Annotated in this window: 18 protein-coding genes; 8 read left to right on the top strand and 10 right to left on the bottom strand. The window is 72.3% G+C overall.

From position 1 onward, the window contains the following. Window positions 1-14: 14 nt before the first annotated feature. Both lysS and NUT86_RS19240 read left to right on the top strand, forming a co-directional pair. Window positions 15-1739 carry a lysine--tRNA ligase gene (gene lysS / locus NUT86_RS19245; protein WP_266450128.1) on the top strand — a complete coding sequence of 575 codons (1725 nt, stop codon included), beginning with the start codon at window positions 15-17 and terminating at the stop codon, window positions 1737-1739. 124 nt (window positions 1740-1863) lie between these two features. After that, window positions 1864-2079: a hypothetical protein gene (locus tag NUT86_RS19240; protein WP_274736666.1), complete on the top strand. Its 216-nt coding sequence runs from the start codon at window positions 1864-1866 to the stop codon at window positions 2077-2079. A gap of 41 nt (window positions 2080-2120) precedes the next feature. Here NUT86_RS19240 and NUT86_RS19235 read toward each other — a convergent pair whose 3' ends face one another. The 3 genes from NUT86_RS19235 to NUT86_RS19225 all read right to left on the bottom strand — a co-directional run bounded on the left by NUT86_RS19235 (window position 2121) and on the right by NUT86_RS19225 (window position 5355). Then, on the bottom strand, window positions 2121-3338 hold the full coding sequence (locus NUT86_RS19235) for a DUF2637 domain-containing protein (RefSeq protein WP_274736664.1): 1218 nt from the start codon (window positions 3336-3338) through the stop codon (window positions 2121-2123). Window positions 3339-3537: 199 nt separating this feature from the next. Further along, window positions 3538-4248 (bottom strand): DUF3558 family protein, encoded by a 711-nt coding sequence (locus NUT86_RS19230; RefSeq protein WP_159487667.1) that lies wholly within the window; start codon window positions 4246-4248, stop codon window positions 3538-3540. Between the two features lie 201 nt (window positions 4249-4449). Beyond that, complete coding sequence (locus NUT86_RS19225; protein ID WP_274736661.1) at window positions 4450-5355, bottom strand: hypothetical protein; 906 nt, start codon at window positions 5353-5355, stop codon at window positions 4450-4452. Window positions 5356-5517: 162 nt separating this feature from the next. Between NUT86_RS19225 and NUT86_RS19220 the strand changes: the two genes are divergently transcribed. Then, window positions 5518-6711 carry an RtcB family protein gene (locus tag NUT86_RS19220; RefSeq protein WP_159487669.1) on the top strand — a complete coding sequence of 398 codons (1194 nt, stop codon included), beginning with the start codon at window positions 5518-5520 and terminating at the stop codon, window positions 6709-6711. A 24-nt stretch (window positions 6712-6735) separates the two neighbouring features. Here NUT86_RS19220 and NUT86_RS19215 read toward each other — a convergent pair whose 3' ends face one another. The 5 genes from NUT86_RS19215 to NUT86_RS19195 all read right to left on the bottom strand — a co-directional run bounded on the left by NUT86_RS19215 (window position 6736) and on the right by NUT86_RS19195 (window position 10105). After that, entirely contained in the window at window positions 6736-8355 is a 1620-nt protein-coding gene (locus NUT86_RS19215; protein WP_159487670.1) for an alpha/beta hydrolase, read from the bottom strand. Beyond that, the gene (locus NUT86_RS19210) at window positions 8334-8639 is read right to left on the bottom strand and encodes a hypothetical protein (protein WP_274736658.1); all 306 of its coding nucleotides are present in this window, start codon (window positions 8637-8639) and stop codon (window positions 8334-8336) included. Before NUT86_RS19210 ends, NUT86_RS19215 begins: the two co-directional genes overlap by 22 nt. After that, complete coding sequence (locus NUT86_RS19205; protein WP_274736656.1) at window positions 8639-8821, bottom strand: hypothetical protein; 183 nt, start codon at window positions 8819-8821, stop codon at window positions 8639-8641. Before NUT86_RS19205 ends, NUT86_RS19210 begins: the two co-directional genes overlap by 1 nt. A gap of 110 nt (window positions 8822-8931) precedes the next feature. After that, window positions 8932-9690: an SDR family oxidoreductase gene (locus NUT86_RS19200; protein ID WP_127151766.1), complete on the bottom strand. Its 759-nt coding sequence runs from the start codon at window positions 9688-9690 to the stop codon at window positions 8932-8934. Between the two features lie 79 nt (window positions 9691-9769). Next, window positions 9770-10105 carry a YnfA family protein gene (locus NUT86_RS19195; protein ID WP_018091021.1) on the bottom strand — a complete coding sequence of 112 codons (336 nt, stop codon included), beginning with the start codon at window positions 10103-10105 and terminating at the stop codon, window positions 9770-9772. Window positions 10106-10243: 138 nt separating this feature from the next. On the opposite strand from NUT86_RS19195, the gene NUT86_RS19190 reads away from it, so the two are divergent. Then, a complete protein-coding gene (locus NUT86_RS19190) occupies window positions 10244-10984 on the top strand; it encodes an AAA family ATPase (RefSeq protein ID WP_266450141.1) in 741 nt (246 codons plus the stop codon). On the opposite strand, the gene NUT86_RS19185 is transcribed toward NUT86_RS19190, so the two are convergent. Then, window positions 10941-12551, bottom strand: a complete 1611-nt coding sequence (locus NUT86_RS19185) for an FAD-dependent monooxygenase (protein ID WP_274740545.1) — start codon at window positions 12549-12551, stop codon at window positions 10941-10943. The genes NUT86_RS19190 and NUT86_RS19185 overlap by 44 nt on opposite strands. A gap of 149 nt (window positions 12552-12700) precedes the next feature. On the opposite strand from NUT86_RS19185, the gene NUT86_RS19180 reads away from it, so the two are divergent. After that, complete coding sequence (locus NUT86_RS19180; protein ID WP_274736652.1) at window positions 12701-13402, top strand: TetR/AcrR family transcriptional regulator; 702 nt, start codon at window positions 12701-12703, stop codon at window positions 13400-13402. 36 nt (window positions 13403-13438) lie between these two features. Here NUT86_RS19180 and NUT86_RS19175 read toward each other — a convergent pair whose 3' ends face one another. Next, a complete protein-coding gene (locus tag NUT86_RS19175) occupies window positions 13439-14245 on the bottom strand; it encodes a helix-turn-helix domain-containing protein (protein ID WP_274736650.1) in 807 nt (268 codons plus the stop codon). Window positions 14246-14336: 91 nt separating this feature from the next. On the opposite strand from NUT86_RS19175, the gene NUT86_RS19170 reads away from it, so the two are divergent. The 3 genes from NUT86_RS19170 (at window position 14337) to NUT86_RS19160 (ending at window position 16532) form a co-directional block, all read left to right on the top strand. After that, a complete protein-coding gene (locus tag NUT86_RS19170) occupies window positions 14337-15041 on the top strand; it encodes a TIGR03086 family metal-binding protein (protein WP_274736648.1) in 705 nt (234 codons plus the stop codon). 157 nt (window positions 15042-15198) lie between these two features. After that, a complete protein-coding gene (locus NUT86_RS19165; RefSeq protein ID WP_159487677.1) occupies window positions 15199-15714 on the top strand; it encodes a cupin domain-containing protein in 516 nt (171 codons plus the stop codon). Continuing rightward, window positions 15711-16532: an SDR family NAD(P)-dependent oxidoreductase gene (locus NUT86_RS19160; protein ID WP_274740543.1), complete on the top strand. Its 822-nt coding sequence runs from the start codon at window positions 15711-15713 to the stop codon at window positions 16530-16532. The genes NUT86_RS19165 and NUT86_RS19160 overlap by 4 nt, the downstream gene beginning before the upstream one ends. Window positions 16533-16580: the final 48 nt, after the last annotated feature.

The following is a 16580-nucleotide window of genomic DNA, read 5'->3' as shown; positions in this document are numbered from 1 at the left end:
AGGAAGGGCCGATCGTGGCTCAGCAGAGCACCGAGACCGACTGGGTCTCCAGGTTCGCGGACGAGGTCATTGCCGAGGCGGAGCGCCGCGCCCCGGGCAAACCGGTCGTCTGCGCCTCGGGCCTGAGTCCGTCCGGCCCGATCCACCTCGGCAATCTCCGCGAGGTCATGACGCCGCACCTGGTCGCCGACGAGATCCGCCGCCGCGGCTACGAGGTCCGCCACCTCATCTCCTGGGACGACTACGACCGCTACCGCAAGGTCCCGGCCGGCGTCGCGGGCGTCGACGAGTCCTGGGCCGAGCACATCGGCAAGCCGCTGACCTCGGTGCCGGCCCCGGCCGGCTCGGCGTACCCGAACTGGGCCGAGCACTTCAAGGCCGCGATGAGCGAGGCGCTGGCCGAGCTGGGCGTCGAGTACGACGGCATCAGCCAGACCGAGCAGTATACCTCCGGTGTCTACCGCGAGCAGATCCTGCACGCGATGAAGCACCGCGCGGAGATCGACGCGATCCTCGGCCAGTACCGCACGAAGAAGGCCCCGGCGAAGAAGTCGCAGAAGCCGGTCGACGAGGCCGAGCTGGAGGCCGCCGAGGGCTCCGGCGCGGCCGCCGAGGACGACGGCAGCGGCGGCTCGGCCGGCTACTTCCCGTACAAGCCGTACTGCGGGCAGTGCGCGAAGGACCTCACCACGGTCACCTCGTACGACGACGAGACCACCGAGCTGGTCTACACCTGCACGGAGTGCGGGTTCGGCGAGACGGTCCGGCTGAGCGAGTTCAACCGCGGCAAGCTGGTCTGGAAGGTCGACTGGCCGATGCGGTGGGCCTACGAGGGCGTGATCTTCGAGCCGTCCGGTGTCGACCACTCCTCGCCGGGCTCGTCCTTCGTCGTCGGCGGCCAGATCGTCCGCAAGATCTTCGACGGCGACCAGCCCATCGGCCCCATGTACGCCTTCGTGGGCATCAGCGGCATGGCCAAGATGTCCTCCTCGCGCGGCGGGGTGCCGACCCCGGGCGATGCGCTGAAGATCATGGAGGCGCCGCTGCTGCGCTGGCTGTACGCGCGCCGCAAGCCCAACCAGTCCTTCAAGATCGCCTTCGACCAGGAGATCCAGCGGCTCTACGACGAGTGGGACAAGCTGGAGTCCAAGGTCGCCGACGGCAGCGCGCTGCCGGCCGACGCCGCCGCGTACTCCCGCGCGGCCCGCACCGCCGCCGGCGAACTGCCCCGTACGCCGCGCCCGCTGCCGTACCGCACCCTCGCCTCGGTCGCGGACATCACGGCCGGCCATGACGAGCAGACGCTCCGGATCCTGAGCGACCTGGACCCGGACAACCCCGTCACCACCCTGGACGAGACCCGGCCGCGGCTCGACAGGGCCGAGTACTGGATCACCACCCAGGTCCCGGCCGAGCAGCGCACCGTCGTCCGTGCCGAGCCCGACGAGGAGCTGCTCGCCACCCTCGACGAGCAGTCCCGCGGCTCGCTGCGGCTGCTGCTCGACGGCCTGGACACGCACTGGTCGCTGGACGGTCTGACGACCCTGGTCTACGGCGTGCCGAAGGTCCAGGCGGGTCTGGAGCCGGACGCCAAGCCCACCCCGGAGCTGAAGGTCGCCCAGCGCGCGTTCTTCGCCCTGCTCTACAACCTGCTGGTCGGCAGGGACACCGGGCCGCGGCTGCCCACCCTGCTGCTGGCCGTCGGGGCCGACCGGGTGCGCAAGCTGCTCGGCGGCTGACGGGCCGCGGGAGAGCCGCTGCCGTTGAGGCGTAGACACCCTCGTGTGGTCTCCGCCTGAGGGAGGAGAAGGGTTCGGCCCCGGGGACGAGGACGCCCGGGACCGGACCCTTCACGCTGGAGCCATGAGAGGTTTACTCGGCTTCATCGTCATGATTCAGGGCGCGATGGGATTCATCGGGCAGGTGTTCTTCGACGGCGCCTGGGGGCTGCTGCCCCACTGGTTCACGCTGCCGTCCCCCGCCTATGTCGGCCTCTTCGCGGCCGGTGCGGCGCTGGCCGTATGGGGTGACACGGCCAGGAAGCGCAAGCAGGAGCGGGCGCGCTCGGCGGCGGTGTAGGGGCGGGGCCTACGGGATGTGTCCGGGCCCCGGTGTGCGCGTTACGCGATGTGCTCGTCCATCATCTCCGCGTTGAGGCGGTCGCTGAACCGGTCCATGTAGCGGTTCAGCTCCCGCGACTGGAGGCGGATCCCGTACTGCGCCAGCAGGTTCGCCGCGAAGGCGCCCGGTGTCGGCATGCCTTCGCCCTCTATCGAATGCCGGAAGACCTGGTACAGGTCCTCGTCGGTCGGGGCCGCGGCCGGCGCCTGGGCAGGCTGAGGGTCCGCCTCGGGGGTGCCTTTGCCGAGCGGACGCGTCCCACCTGCACCGGTCGGCACCGGGACCTGCGGCTCGGGCTCCGCCGCGCGCGGCGCCGGTACCGGGACCTGCTCGTGCGCCGGCACCTGCTGGTGCTCGTCGTACGAGAGCTGATGCTCCTGCTCCGGGACGTACGTCGGGTCGTAGTCACCCTGATACGTCACCTGCTGCGGCGCCGCGAACCACTGGCTCGGCATCTCCTCGGCCGGCTCCTGGGCCTTCGGCTCCAGAGCGGGCGTCACGGACTGCTGTGGCGCCGGCATCAGCTGCGGTTCGATGCCCGCCGCGGCAAGCCCCGAGGGAGTGGTCTCCGCCAGCGGCACCCCGTACCGGGCGAGCCGCAGGGGCATCAGGGACTCCACGGGAGCCTTACGACGCCAGCCCCGCCCGAAGCGCGAACGCAGGCGTGCCTGGTACACGAGCCGTTCCTGCTCCAGTTTGATCACCGCGTCGTACGACCGCAGCTCCCACAGCTTCATCCGCCGCCACAACAGGAACGTCGGGACCGGCGACAGCAGCCAGCGCGTGAGGCGCACGCCCTCCATGTGCTTGTCCGCCGTGATGTCGGCGATCCGCCCGACGGCGTGCCGGGCGGCCTCGACGGTGACGACGAACAGCACCGGGATGACGGCATGCATGCCCATGCCCAGGGGATCGGTCGCGACGGCGGCGTTGAACGCCACCGTCGCGACCGTCAGCAGCCACGCCGCCTGGCGCAGCAGCGGGAAGGGCATGCGGATCCAGGTCAGCAGCAGATCCAGAGCCAGCAGGACACAGATGCCCGCGTCGATGCCGATGGGGAAGAAGTAGGCGAAGTCGCCGAAGCCCTTCTTCACGGCAAGTTCCCGCACGGCCGCGTAGGAGCCGGCGAAGCCGATGCCGGCGATGACCACCGCGCCGGCGACGACAACTCCGATGAGTATCCGGTGCGTGCGTGTCAGCTTCAGTGGCGCGGCCACCCGAGAACCCCTCTTAGTCGGTCTGTTGCGAGCGACAGCCTGGCACATGCGTACGGACGGGCGTGTGCCGGTACGGAGGGGGCCGGGTCACGATTGGGCTCTGGCCGGCGGCGGGCCGGGGGCCTTCACCTCGATGGTGCGGCCATGGACGCACACCCGCCCCCGGCCGGTGCCGGGGGCGCGGGCGGCGTCGCTGCCGTCAGGTGTTGGCCTTGGCGGCGGCGGTGACCGCTTCCTTGGCGGCCGCCTGGGCCTTCTTGAGCAGGTCGTCGCCCTTGGGGGTGTCCGCGCCCGCCAGGCCGGCACCGTTGTAGTTGATCGTGACGACGATGTTGGAGGTGCGGGCGATGATCGTGGTGTTCTTGAAGTCGTTGCCCTCCTTCTTCACGTCGTAGGTGATCGCGGTCGCCTCGTCGCCGGTGCCGGAGGTCTTCACGGCCTCCAGCTTCTTGGCGCTCTTGGTGTCCTTCGCCTCGATGACCTGCTTGGTGTAGAAGTCCGTGGCGCGCTTCTCGCCGGAGCCGACGCCCGGGTCGGAGTCGTAGCGCTGGTAGCCGATGTCGAGCCAGCGGAACTGGGTGCCGTCCACGCCGTTCTCGTCGGAGCTGCTCCAGGAGCAGGTGCCGTGGGCGGAGTTGTCCGTGGAGGTGCCGCGCTCCCCGGAGGTGTCCTTCGCCTTGGGCAGCATCTTCTTGACGGTGTCCTTGGAGAACGCCTCGCACGGGTTGGGCAGCTTCTTGAACTTCGCCGGCGCGACGGACGGCGAGGGCTTGGCCGCGCTGCTGGAAGCGGCGGAGGCGGAGGCGTCACCGGAGCTGTCGCTGTCCGAGCCGGAGCAGCCGGCGACGAGCAGCACCGGAACTGCTGCGCAGGTGAGAAGGCTGGCGAGTCGCTTGGCTGAACGGTGCATGGTTCCTTCGCTGTTCGTCGTCGTCAGGCCGGCGTGGTGCACGACCGTGGCGGTGGTCCGCCTTTCCTCCCGTACGGGCAGGGCTAGGGGCACGGTACGCGGCGCGGCGAGGTGGGTGACCGGTTCCTGTCGGTGAGCACAACGCCCGAACCGGGCGTATCTCCTCGCACTTACCTATTCGGTCAATCCGCCCGATCCGGACTATTCGCTGAGGCTCTCGGACAGCTCGCCGGCCAGCGAACGGGCCTTGTCCTGCAGTTCCTGGCTGTCCGGCAACATCGTCTTGTCCGTGGACCACTGGTCGTAGGTGAGCGTCACGATGACGTTCGACGTGCGAAAGACCACAGTGACATCGCGGTGCACCCCCGAGTCCGCTGTGACCAATTTGTCATTGAGGAAGGCCGCGTCCCCGAGGTCGTCCAGGACGCGCGGGGCGGTGGAATCGCTCAGGTCCGCGCTGGGGTCCGTGCTGGGGTCCGCACTCGGGTCGGACGCCTCCGAGGGGCTCCCGGAGGGTGCCTTCCCCTTCCCGTCCACCGACTTGCCGGCCGAGCTGTTCGTGGTGGCTCCCCCGCCCTTGTCCGTGCCCTTGCCCTTCGTGGCGGACGGGCTCGGGGTGGCGGGTGAGGGGGAGCCGCTGCCGCCGGGCGGGATCTGTGCGGCCAGCTCCTTGCTGTCGTAGATCCCCTGCGCCTTGTCGTCATCGCTGACGGCGGCGTCGTACGACACCACGCGCTGGATGTCGAGGCTCAGATGGCGGGTGCCCGCGGTGGTCTCGCGGGTCCAGCGGCAGCCGACGCGGCGGTCGGTGTCGTAGGTGATGTCGGGCTGGCCGTCGTAGATCTTCTTGGCCTCGGCGCGCGAAAGCTGCTGGTCACCGCCGGGCAGCATGCCGCGGAGGGTGCCGCGCGCGGGCAGCCCGCAGGCCTCGGGGAGGGTCTGGTAGCGGCCCGGTTCGGCGGCCGGGCTCGACGAGGCGGTGCCGCCGCTCTTGGCGTCGCCGGTCTCGTCGCCGGTGTCGGAGCCGCCGGTGCAGGCGGTGAGGCCGGCGGCCAGTGCCGCGGCCACGACCAGTGCGGCGCCGGGTACGAACGGCTTGCGTGGCATCGCTCGCGGCTCCTTCCCCTACGAAATGCGGTTGCCGCCGGTCAGCGGCCGATGGACACAATGTCTACCGCACGTCTTGCCGCGCACGCCGGTCCGCCGTCCAAGATCGGATAACTTGTCCGGCTTTTGCGTTTTTCATAAATTCGGGGGAATGAGGAAGTTATGTCGTACGTCGAGGTACCGGGCGCGCAGGTGCCGATCCGGATGTGGACGGACCCGGCCACGGTCGAGGGCGTCGCCATGCAGCAGCTGCGCAATGTCGCCACCCTGCCGTGGATCAAGGGCCTGGCCGTGATGCCGGACGTCCACTACGGCAAGGGGGCCACGGTCGGCTCGGTGATCGCCATGCGCGGCGCGGTCTGCCCGGCGGCGGTCGGCGTCGACATCGGCTGCGGGATGAGCGCGGTGCGGACCTCGCTCACCGCCAATGACCTGCCCGGTGACCTCTCCCGGCTGCGCTCGAAGATCGAGCAGGCGATTCCGGTGGGCCGGGGGATGCATGACGATCCGGTGGACCCGGGACGGATCCACGGGCTCCCGACGGCCCGGTGGGACGACTTCTGGGCGCGGTTCGACGGGGTCGCCGACGCGGTCAAGTTCCGTCAGGAGCGGGCCACGAAGCAGATGGGGTCGCTCGGTTCGGGCAACCACTTCATCGAGTTCTGTCTCGATGACGACGGGGTGGTGTGGCTGATGCTGCACTCCGGCTCCCGGAACATCGGCAAGGAACTGGCCGAGTTCCACATGAGCCAGGCGCAGAAGCTGCCGCACAACCAGGGCCTGGTCGACCGCGACCTCGCCGTCTTCATCGCGGACACCCCGCCGATGGCGGCGTACCGCAACGACCTGTTCTGGGCGCAGGAGTACGCCAAGCACAACCGGGCCGTGATGATGGGGCTCTTCCAGGACGTCGTCCGCAAGGAGTTCAAGAAGGCGAAGGTGACCTTCGAGGACGTGATCTCCTGCCACCACAACTATGTGGCGGAGGAGCAGTACGACGGCATGGACCTGCTGGTGACCCGTAAGGGCGCGATCCGGGCGGGCAGCGGCGAGTACGGGATCATCCCGGGCTCGATGGGCACCGGCTCGTACATCGTCAAGGGCCTGGGCAACGCCGCGTCCTTCAACTCCGCCTCCCACGGAGCCGGCCGCAAGATGAGCCGGAACGCCGCGAAGAAGCGGTTCTCCACCCGGGACCTGGAGGAGCAGACGCGGGGCGTGGAGTGCCGTAAGGACTCCGGCGTGGTGGACGAGATCCCGGGTGCCTACAAGCCGATCGAGAAGGTCATCGATCAGCAGCGGGACCTGGTCGAGGTCGTCGCGAAGCTCAAGCAGGTCATCTGCGTCAAGGGCTGACCCGGCCGCGGGGCGGCCGCCGGCTCAGGAGACGGGGCCGGCCATCGCTCCGCCGCCGGTGGCGACGCCGCCGCTCGGCCCGGGCGCGGAGAACGGGGGCGTGTCCGGCCGGCACACCGCTCCGGCCGGCGGGAGCGTGCCGTCGATGAAGTAGCGGCTCTCGTACTCCTTGATGCAGCTGCTGGGGTTGAGCAGTGCGGTGTGCCCGTAGCCGTGGTGGGTGAGCAGCCGGGCGTGGGCCAGCTCCTTGGTCATGGCCTGGGCGCCCGAGTAGGGGGTGGCGGGGTCGTAGACGGTGCCGATCACGAGGACGGGGTGCGCCGTCGGTCCGTTCCACGGGCCGCGGTAGCGGTCGGCGGCGACCGGCCAGGTGGCACACGGCTCCGCGGCCCAGGTCCAGAAGCGTCCGGTGTCGCCCGCGCGCAGGGCACTGGCCTCCTCCAGGGCGTGGTAGACCCCGGGGTCACGCGGATTGGGGCTGTCGGAGCAGAGGATGGCACTCGCCTGTTCCACGCCGGTGTACGGATTCGGGACCGGCGGTGCGGGCAGGGGCGTGGGCGGCCGTGGGACGCGGCCCCGCCACAGGTCCTGCAGCCTGCCGGCGAGGTCCGTCCATCCGGGGTGGACGATGTCGAGGCCGCTCACCACATCATCGACCGTCTTGCCGTAGGTCCAGGTGCCCACCGGATGCTCCCGCAGGCGCCGCATCAGCCGGTCGAACTTGTCCCGGGTCGCCTTCGGGCTGCCGGCGGAGAAGGCGCAGCGGGCGGTGGTCGTGGCGCCGCACAGGGCGAGGAACCGGTCCAGGATCGCGGCCGCGCCGAGGTCCGCGCCCATGCGCAGGAATATCGGGCGCCGGGGGGCGGTGTGCGAGGCGTGGTCCGTCCAGGCCTGCGGGTCGATGGTGCTGTCGACGGCCAGGGCGCGGACCTTGCCGGGGAAGAGGTTGGCGTAGGTGGCGCCGAGGAACGAGCCGTACGAGGTCCCGAGGTAGGTGAGCTGCGCGTCGCCCACCGCGTGGCGGAGCCGGTCGAGGTCGTGAGCGATGTCGGCGGTCGACATATGGCGCAGCAGCTCGGGGTCGCGTTGCCGGCAGCGGCGGGCCAGATCCTCGAACGCGGCGATCCAGGTCTTCCGCTCCTGTGCGCCGACCGGGAAGCCGGCCGGCTTGCTCGCCTCCCAGGCGGCGGCGTCCCCAGGTCGCGCGAAGCAGTTCACGGCGGTGCTGTGGCCGACCCCGCGGGTGTCCCAGCTGACGATGTCGAACCGCTCCCGCACCTCGCGCGGGAAGAACCGGTAATTCTGCGGCATCTGGACCGTTCCCGGCCCGCCGGGTCCGCCGGGGTTGAAGAACAGGGTGCCGATGCGCCGCCCGGGGCCGGTCGCCTTCCGTTTGACGACGGCCAGTTCGATGGTGCGACCGCCGGGGTCGCGGTAGTCCAGCGGCACCTTCGCGGTCGCGCAGTCGAACGCCTTGCCCCGGACGCAGGGTTTCCATTCCAGCTGCGGGGCGGACGCCGGAGGTGACGGCGGACCGCCGGCCGCGGCGAGGTCCGGGCCGGTGAGCACCGCCGAGCAGGTCACCACCGCGGTGAGGACCGCGGCACCACGCCTACGGCCCGCTATCCGCCCGGATATGAGCATGCCCCGTCCTTCCGCGGCTGAGCGCCCGATGCCACCCCTGCGCGGGACGCCGGCACGCCTCCGTGTCCACCACACCGCGGCCCGGCACCGGCCGCGAGCCGGCCGCCGCCGAATGGCCGAGCTCCCGCCGCCCGGGCCGCCGGCCTGCCGCGGCGCCGCAGCAGATATTCGGCGGCGAGCAGATGGAGGACGAGGGCGGACCAGGACGTGGCGCCGGCGATGTCGTGCCCGGCGGCCAGGGTGTCGCCCGCGTAGGAGACGGGGGCGGTGAGCTGGGCGGCCATCAGGTGCTCGGGCGGGTGCGGGTGCCGGTGGTGGCGGGGTGGGTGCCGGTGCCGGTGCCGGTGGGGCGGGTGTGGGTGCCGGTGGTGGCCGGGTGGTTGCCGGTGCCCGTGGTGGCGGGCCGGGCCCCGTCGGCGGCGGCCCGTGCGGGGTTCCCCGTGCGTGGTGGAGGCCATGGGTCCACTGTCGCGAGCGGAGCGCACCGGGACACGGGGCCCGGGCACCCGGTGGGGGGTGTACCCAGGCCCCGTGTTCAAGGGGGCGGCGGCTCGGTGGGGACGGCCACCCGGTTCCTCAACTGCTGCGGTGGACCTTGGAGTTGGAGGCCTGGGCGCGCGGGCGGACCACCAGGAGGTCGACATTGACATGGGAGGGGCGGGTGATCGCCCAGGTGATGGTGTCGGCGACGTCCTCCGCGCTGAGCGGCTGGTCGACGCCCTCGTAGACCTTGGCGGCCTTGGTGGTGTCGCCGCGGAAGCGGGTGGTGGCGAACTCGTCGGTCTTGACCATGCCCGGGGCGACCTCGATGACGCGCACCGGCTCGCCGCACAGCTCCAGCCGGAGGGTCTCGGCGATCACATGCGCGCCGTGCTTGGCGGCGACATAACCGCCGCCGCCCTCGTAGGTGCCGTGGCCCGCGGTGGAGGAGAGCACGACGACGGTGCCGTCGCCGGAGGCGGTGAGCACGGGCAGCAGCGCCTGGGTCATATGGAGCACGCCCAGCACATTGACCTCGTACATGGTCCGCCAGTCGGCGGGGTCACCGGTGGCGACCGGCTCCGCGCCGAGGGCACCGCCGGCGTTGTTGACCAGTACGTCGACGGACGGGTAGCGGTCGAGGGCGGCAGCGAAGGCGTCGACGGCGGCGCGGTCGGTGACGTCGAGGGCGTAGGCCTCGGCGTGCGGCAGCTCGGCGGCGAGCGCTTCGATGCGGTCCTTGCGGCGGGCGGTGAGCACCACGTGGTAGCCGGCCGCGGCCAGCGCTCGCGCGGTGGCGGCGCCGATGCCGCTGCTCGCTCCGGTGACGACGGCGGTACGGGCCTCGGCGGTCATGCGCTCTCCTCGGGCGATGGGTCCCCCCGCTCCGCACGAGCCGGGGGAGGACGGTCCGCGGCCAGGATATGCAGGCGGGTCAACGTCCCCTGGGGGCGTACATGATCACTGCCATGCCGGCCAGGCAGACCAGCGCGCCGATCACGTCCCAGCGGTCGGGGCGGTATCCGTCGGCGACCATGCCCCAGGCCAGCGATCCGGCGACGAAGACACCGCCGTACGCGGCGAGGATCCGGCCGAACGCGGCGTCCGGCTGGAGCGTCGCGACAAAGCCGTAGACACCGAGCGCGAGCACTCCGGCGCCGATCCAGGCCCAGCCCTTGTGCTCGCGGACGCCCTGCCAGACCAGCCAGGCTCCGCCGATCTCGAAGAGGGCGGCGACGGCGAAGAGGGCGGCGGAGCGGGCGATCAGCATGGGGGAAGCGTACGGAGCTGGGGCCCGGCTCCCGTGCGGGCGGGGCGACTGTCAGCGGGGTGGCTGCCAGTGGGGCGGCTGTGAGCGGGGTGGTTGTGAGCGGGGTGGCTGTCAGTGGGGTGTGAGAGCTTCGGGGGCATGCTGATCGAACGGGCTTACGTGGACGTTCCGGAGGGAGCGGGGGCGGCCGAGGACGGCTGGCCCTGGACGGTGCCGTGTGTGCGCCAGATGGCCAAGGAGGGGCTGGCCTTCCGCGCTCCGGTCACCTTCCTGGTGGGGGAGAACGGTTCGGGGAAATCGACCCTGGCCGAGGCGCTGGCGGAGGGTTTCGGGCTGGATTCCTACGGCGGCTCGGCCGGATACAAGTACGCCAGCTCACGGGAGGCGTCACTGCTCGGCGGACTGATGCGGTTCGACCCGACGCAGGAGGGGCGCCGGATGGTGCGCGGGCCGCGGGTCCGCCGACGGGGGTTCTTCCTGCGGGCCGAGACGGCGATGGAAGCGCTGAACCGGGAGCGGAGCGCGCTGAAGCTGTCGCGGTCCCCGGACGACATGAGCCATGGCGAGGGCTTTCTGATGGCTTTCCGGGAGCGGTTCTCGCAGCGGGGCCTGTATGTGATGGACGAGCCGGAGGCGGCGCTGTCCTTCTCCTCCTGCCTGGAACTGGTGGGGCTGATGGATGAGTTGGGGAGCGGTGGCGCGCAGATCATCTGCGCCACCCACTCCCCGCTGCTGACGGCGCTGCCCGGCGCCGAGATCGTCGAGGTCGGCGAGCACGGGATGCGGCGCGTGGAGTGGGCGGAGCTGGGGCTGGTCGACCACTGGCGGCGCTATCTCAACGACCCGCGGGCGTATCTGCGGCATGTGCTGGAGGGGTGAGGGCGGTGGCTATGGGGGCCCCGTCCTCGACCCCGGTCCAGTGGGCGAGGGCGCCCCGTAGCGCCGCGGCGCGCTCGGCGGGGGCGGTGGCGTCGGTGGCCCAGGCGATATAGCCGTCGGGGCGGACGAGAAGGGCCGTGCGGCGGGGGCTCCGCCAGAAGGCGGTCACCACGCGGCCGTCGCCCGGGTGAGGGGAGTCCCCGCCGCCCGCCGGAGCCTGGGGGACGCCGGGCTCGCCGGCGGGGGTGATGAGGACGAACCGGCCCTGGCGGAGGAGCTCATAGAGGCGGCCGCCGCCGGCCAGCCGGATGTCGGGGGCGCGGTGGCCCGCGAGGGGATGGGCGCCGGGCCCGGCCGGATAGGCGATGCCGATGCCGGAGATGGTGCGGATCGCCCGGCGGGACAGCGGCCGCAGACGGTTGACGACCTGGGTGGCGAGGGTGCGCACGGCGCGCCCGGGGCCGGTCGGCAGCAGGGCGACCCGGATGAGGGCGCCGCTGCTGCGCAGGGCCTGCTTGCCCACCGGGTGGCGCTCGGTCTGATAGCTGTCCAACAGGCTGTCGGGGGCGTGGCCCTGGAGCACGGCGGCCAGCTTCCAACTGAGGTTGGCGGCGTCCTGCAGGCCGGTGTTCATGCCCATGGCGCCGGCGGGGGAGTGCACATGCGCGGCGTCGCCGGCGAGGAAGACGCGGCCGACCCGGTAGGCGGGGACCTGGCGCTCGTCGCTGTGGAAGCGGGAGACCCAGCGGGCGTCATGCATGCCGTAGTCACTGCCGAGGGCGAGCCGGGTCAGCTCGCGGATCTCGTCGAGGTCGGCCGGGGCGTCGTCGTCGGCCTGGTGGTGGCGGTTCCAGCCGATGACGCGGTACAGGCCGCCGCCGAACGAGGCGATCAGCGCGAACGCCTCGCCGTTGGCATTGACCATCAGCGGGGAGTCGGGCTCCTGGGCCAGCCGGACATCGGCGAGCACCAGGGAGCGGATCACGGACTTGCCGGGGAAGGGCAGGCCGATCGCCTCGCGGATGGTGCTGCGGACGCCGTCGGTGCCGACGACATGGGCGGCGCGGATGGCGCCGAGCCCCTCGGCGGTGCGGAAGCGCACCGTCACACCGTCGGCGTCCTGGTCGAGACCGAGCACCTCGGAGTCGTGGCGGAAGGTGACACCGGCCCGGCGGGCCCGGCGCTCCAGCAGCCGCTCGACCTCGAACTGGGGCGTGACCAGCACGAAGGGGAAGCGGGTGCGGAGCCGGGTCGGGTCGATGGTGACCCGGCCGAAGAGACGGAGGCCGGTGAGCGGATGGCCGCCGGCGACCAGCTCATCGGCGAGACCGCGGGCATCGAGCTGCTCCAGGGTGCGAGCATGCACGACCAGGGCGCGGGTGAGGTTGCTGATCTCGGCGGGGCGTCGCTCCAGGAGCGTGACGCCCAGCCCCGCCTCGGCGAGGTCTCCGGCGAGCAGCAGGCCGGTCGGTCCGGCGCCCACGACGATGACGTCCGTGTCGCGCGCCTCGCGGGCCGGGCCGGCCCCGCTCTCGCTCCGGCCGGTCCTGCGGTTCATGGCGTCCATGGCTTCCGCCTCCTGTGCCTGCTGTGACGGTGACTGCGGCTGTGGGCTGTGGCTGATGGTCATGCCAACGCATGTTGGTCAACGCTTGTTGGCAAGCGTAGGGCGGCCGGGCCTGGCGTGTCAACAGCCGTTGGCCTACAGTTGTTGGCATGGTCGAACATGCCCCCTCCACCACGGATGCCGTGCCGGACACCGCCCCCGCCGCGGCATCCGCCGCGATGTCCGATGCCGCCGCGGACCACGCCGGCGCCCCCGACGCCGAGGGCCCCGCGCCCGGCGAAGCGGCCGACCCCGCCCGCCCCCGCCGCTCCGCCGCGACCCGGGCCGCGATCCTCGCCGCCGCCAGGGACCGCTTCGCCGCGGACGGCTACGAGCGCGCCACCATCCGCGCCATCGCCAGGGACGCGGACATCGACCCGTCGATGGTGATGCGCTACTACGGCAACAAGGCCGGCCTCTTCGCCGCCGCCTCCGAGATCGAAGTGCACGCCCCGGACCTCACCCACTTCCCGCGCGAGGAGGCCGGTGCCCGGCTCGTCCGCCATTTCGTGGAGCGCTGGGAGTGCGACGAGACACTGACGGCGATGATGCGCGTCGGCGTCACCAACGAGGCGGGCGCGGAGCGGATGCGCGGCGTGTTCGCGGAGCAGATCAAGCCGGTCCTCGCCGCGGTCTGCCCGGTGCCCGAGGAGGCGCCGACCCGCGCCGCGCTGATCGCCTCCCAGATACTCGGCATGGCGCTGTGCCGCTATGTACTGCACCTCCCGCCGGCCGTCGGCCTCAGCCACGACGAGGTCATCGCCTGGCTGGCGCCCACCGTCCAGCGCTATCTGACGGCCGAACACCCCTGACCGCCACCGGGGCCGGGCGGCCTCCCCGGCGGTCGCTCACCGCGCGTACGCGGTCGGCGGGACCCCGACGGTGGCGGTGACATCGCGGACCAGATGCGCCTGGTCGCTGTAGCCCAGCTCGGCGGCGAGCGCGGCCCAGTCGACCTCCGCACCGGAGGCGGCGCGCTCCAGGGCCTCGTGCACCCGGTAGCGCAGCAGCACCCACTTGGGGCTGACCCCGACATATCCGGCGAAGAGCCGCTGCAGGGCCCGTACGGACAGGCCCTCGGCCCGTGCGAAGTCCGCGACCCGGCGGATCGTACGGTCCGTGCGGATCCGGTCGGCCAGCCCCATGGCGAGCTCGGCCTGGGCGAGAGTCCGCGGCCCGGCCCGCAGCAGCGGGATCAGAAAGGCGTCGAGCGCGGCCACCCGGGCGTCCTCGCCGTCCGGCTCCAGTACGGCGGCCGCGGCGTCGGTGGGCCCGAAGGCCGCGGCCAGCGGCAGCCGGCGGTCCGTCCAGTCCGTGGCCGGCCGCTCCGGGGTGAACGGCCGGAAGCCACCGGGCCGGAACTGCACCCCGCACACCCGCCCGCGCCCCGCCAGCTTCTGCTCGAACAGCTCCAGCCCCACGCCCGCGACCTCGCCGAACCCGGGCCGGTCGGCGTATCGCTGGAAGACGAGGTTCACGCACGGATGCGGGACGACATGCGTGGCGTACGGCTCGGACAGATCCCAGTCGATCAGCCAGTAATGCTCGACATAGGGGCGCAGCGGTTCGGCGGGCGTGCGGCGGCGGAAGCGCACCCGCGTGAAGAGACCGGGGGCGTCCACGATGCCCCGGGTGTCGCGCCGTGGAGCGGCCATGCCTGGAATCGTAAGACGGACCGCGCGGTCGCGAGAGGCCCTGTCGCGATTTTTCAATCCGCCGTCGGCGGCGGCCCGTAGCGTCATCGGTATGAGCGACAGACGAGACATCTCGGACGAAACACACAGCGGTGCACCGGCTCACCCGGCACAGCCAGCACGGACGCCACAGACAGCACGGACGCCACAGCCGGCACAGGCAGCCCATGCGACCCGCCCGGCCCCACCGATCAGCGCGCTGCTCGACGCGGCGGCCAGGGCGGCGCTCCCCGTACTGCGCGAGGTCCGCGACGACCAGCTGGGGTGGCCGACACCCTGCGCCGAGTACGACGTCCGCGCGCTGCTCAACCACCTCTTCCAGGTCGTCGTCGCTTTCCGGTCGCTGGCCGCCAAGAAGGACGTGGACTTCAGCAGCACCCCAGACCGGCTCGGCGAGTACGGGGCGCAGTGGCCCGACCGGTTCGCGGACGCGTCGGCGCAGCTGGTCGAGGCGTGGGCGGCGCCGGGCGCGGAGGACGGGCTGACCGGCGGGATGCAGCTGCCGGCCAGGACCGTCGGCGCGATGGTGCTGCTGGATCTGACCGTGCACGCCTGGGACCTGGCGCGGGCGACCGGCCGGCCGTACACACCGGCCGAGGGCTGTGTGGCCGAGCTGCGGACGCTGGTCGCCCAGATGGCTCCCACGGCCCGCAAGATGAACGTCTTCGCCGAACCGGCCCCCGTACCGCCCGGCGCCTCCGACCTGGAGGTGCTGCTGGCGGAGACGGGCCGCGACCCGCACTGGACGGCCGGCTGACGGGGCGTCGGCCGGAGCATCACCGGGGCGTTGGCCGGGGCAATCGCCGGAGCATCCGCCGGCGCTTCGGACTCGTCCGATTTTGCCCGCCTCACGCGGACTTCGTGCCTAGGCTGAACCAACCGGCAGTCGCAGACGAGGCGGAGGCAGCCCGCAGATGGATGAGCACCGCACCTCCCGTGACCGCCTCCCCGAGGCGCTGATCGACTTCTACGGGCTGGTGCCGCTGCCCCAAGAGGGCGGGCGGTACCGGCGTACATGGGCAGGCCCCGAGCGTGCCGACGGGCGGCCCGAGGGGACGGCGATCGTGATGCTGCTGACCGCCGAGCCGGGCGACTTCTCCGCGCTGCACCGGCTCCCGTCCGACGAGATCTGGCACTTCTACCGGGGCGATCCGCTCACCCTGTTCCTCCTCCGGGAGGACGGCGGCGGGGACACGGCCCGTACGGTCGTCCTCGGGCCGGACGTCCTGGGCGGGCAGCATGTCCAGTTCACGGTGCCGGCCGGTACCTGGATGGCCGCCGAGGTCGCCGACGGCGGCTCCTGGACGCTCTTCGGCTGCACGATGGCGCCCGGTTTCACCTTCGAGGACTACGAGCACGGGGACGCCGCCGTACTGGCCGCGCGCTTTCCCCGGGAGGCAGCGTGGATCACCGCCCTGAGCCGGCCATGACCGACACCCCGTCCGACACTCCGTCCGACACCCCGTCCGACGCCCCCCGCCACCCCGGCCTCCCCGACCTCCGGGGCCAGGTCGCCCTCGTCACCGGCGCCGCCGGCGTCCTCGGCCGGGGTATCGCGCTGCGGTTCGCCGCCGCGGGCGCCGCCGTCGTCGCGCACTACCGCACGGGCGCCGACGCGGCGCGGGAGCTGGTCGCGCAGATCGAGGCGGACGGCGGGAGCGCGCTGGCGCTGCGCGCCGATCTGGCCGTCGAGGAGGAGTGCCACCAACTGGTGACGGAGGCGGCCGGCTGGCGCGGGCGACTGACCGCGCTGGTGAACAACGCGGGCGTGCAGCCGACCCAGGAGCTGGCGGCGATGTCGCTCGCCGACTGGCGGGCGGTGGCGGACCCGAATGTGCACAGCGTCTTCGCCTGCACCCAGGCCGCGGCGGCCGTGATGCGGGCGGCCGGCGGCGGCTCGGTGACCCATATCGCCTCGATCGAGGCGGACCGTCCGGCGCCGCGGCATGCCCACTACTGCGCGTCGAAGGCGGCGGTGGTGATGCATGCCCGCGCGGCGGCGCTGGAGTACGGGCCGGACGGTATCCGCGTCAACAGCGTCTCGCCGGGCCTGATCGACCGGCCCGGCCTGGCGGAGGACTGGCCGGAGGGGGTGCGGCGCTGGCAAGCGGCGGTGCCCGCAGGGCGGTTGGGCACCCCCGAGGACGTGGGCGACGCCTGCGTCTTCCTCGCCTCGCCGATGGCGTCCTGGATCACCGGTCACGAGCTGGTCGTGGACGGCGGTGTCTCGGCCCGCCCCACGTGGTGACCGGCGGGGCCCGGCGAGCGGCCCGGCGCCGCCCCCTGCGCAGGCCGC

Origin of the sequence: Streptomyces sp. G7(2002) (assembly GCF_028870195.1) — a bacterium.
Classification (GTDB): domain Bacteria; phylum Actinomycetota; class Actinomycetes; order Streptomycetales; family Streptomycetaceae; genus Streptomyces; species Streptomyces nigrescens.
This window is presented reverse-complemented; position numbering and strand designations above follow the sequence as displayed.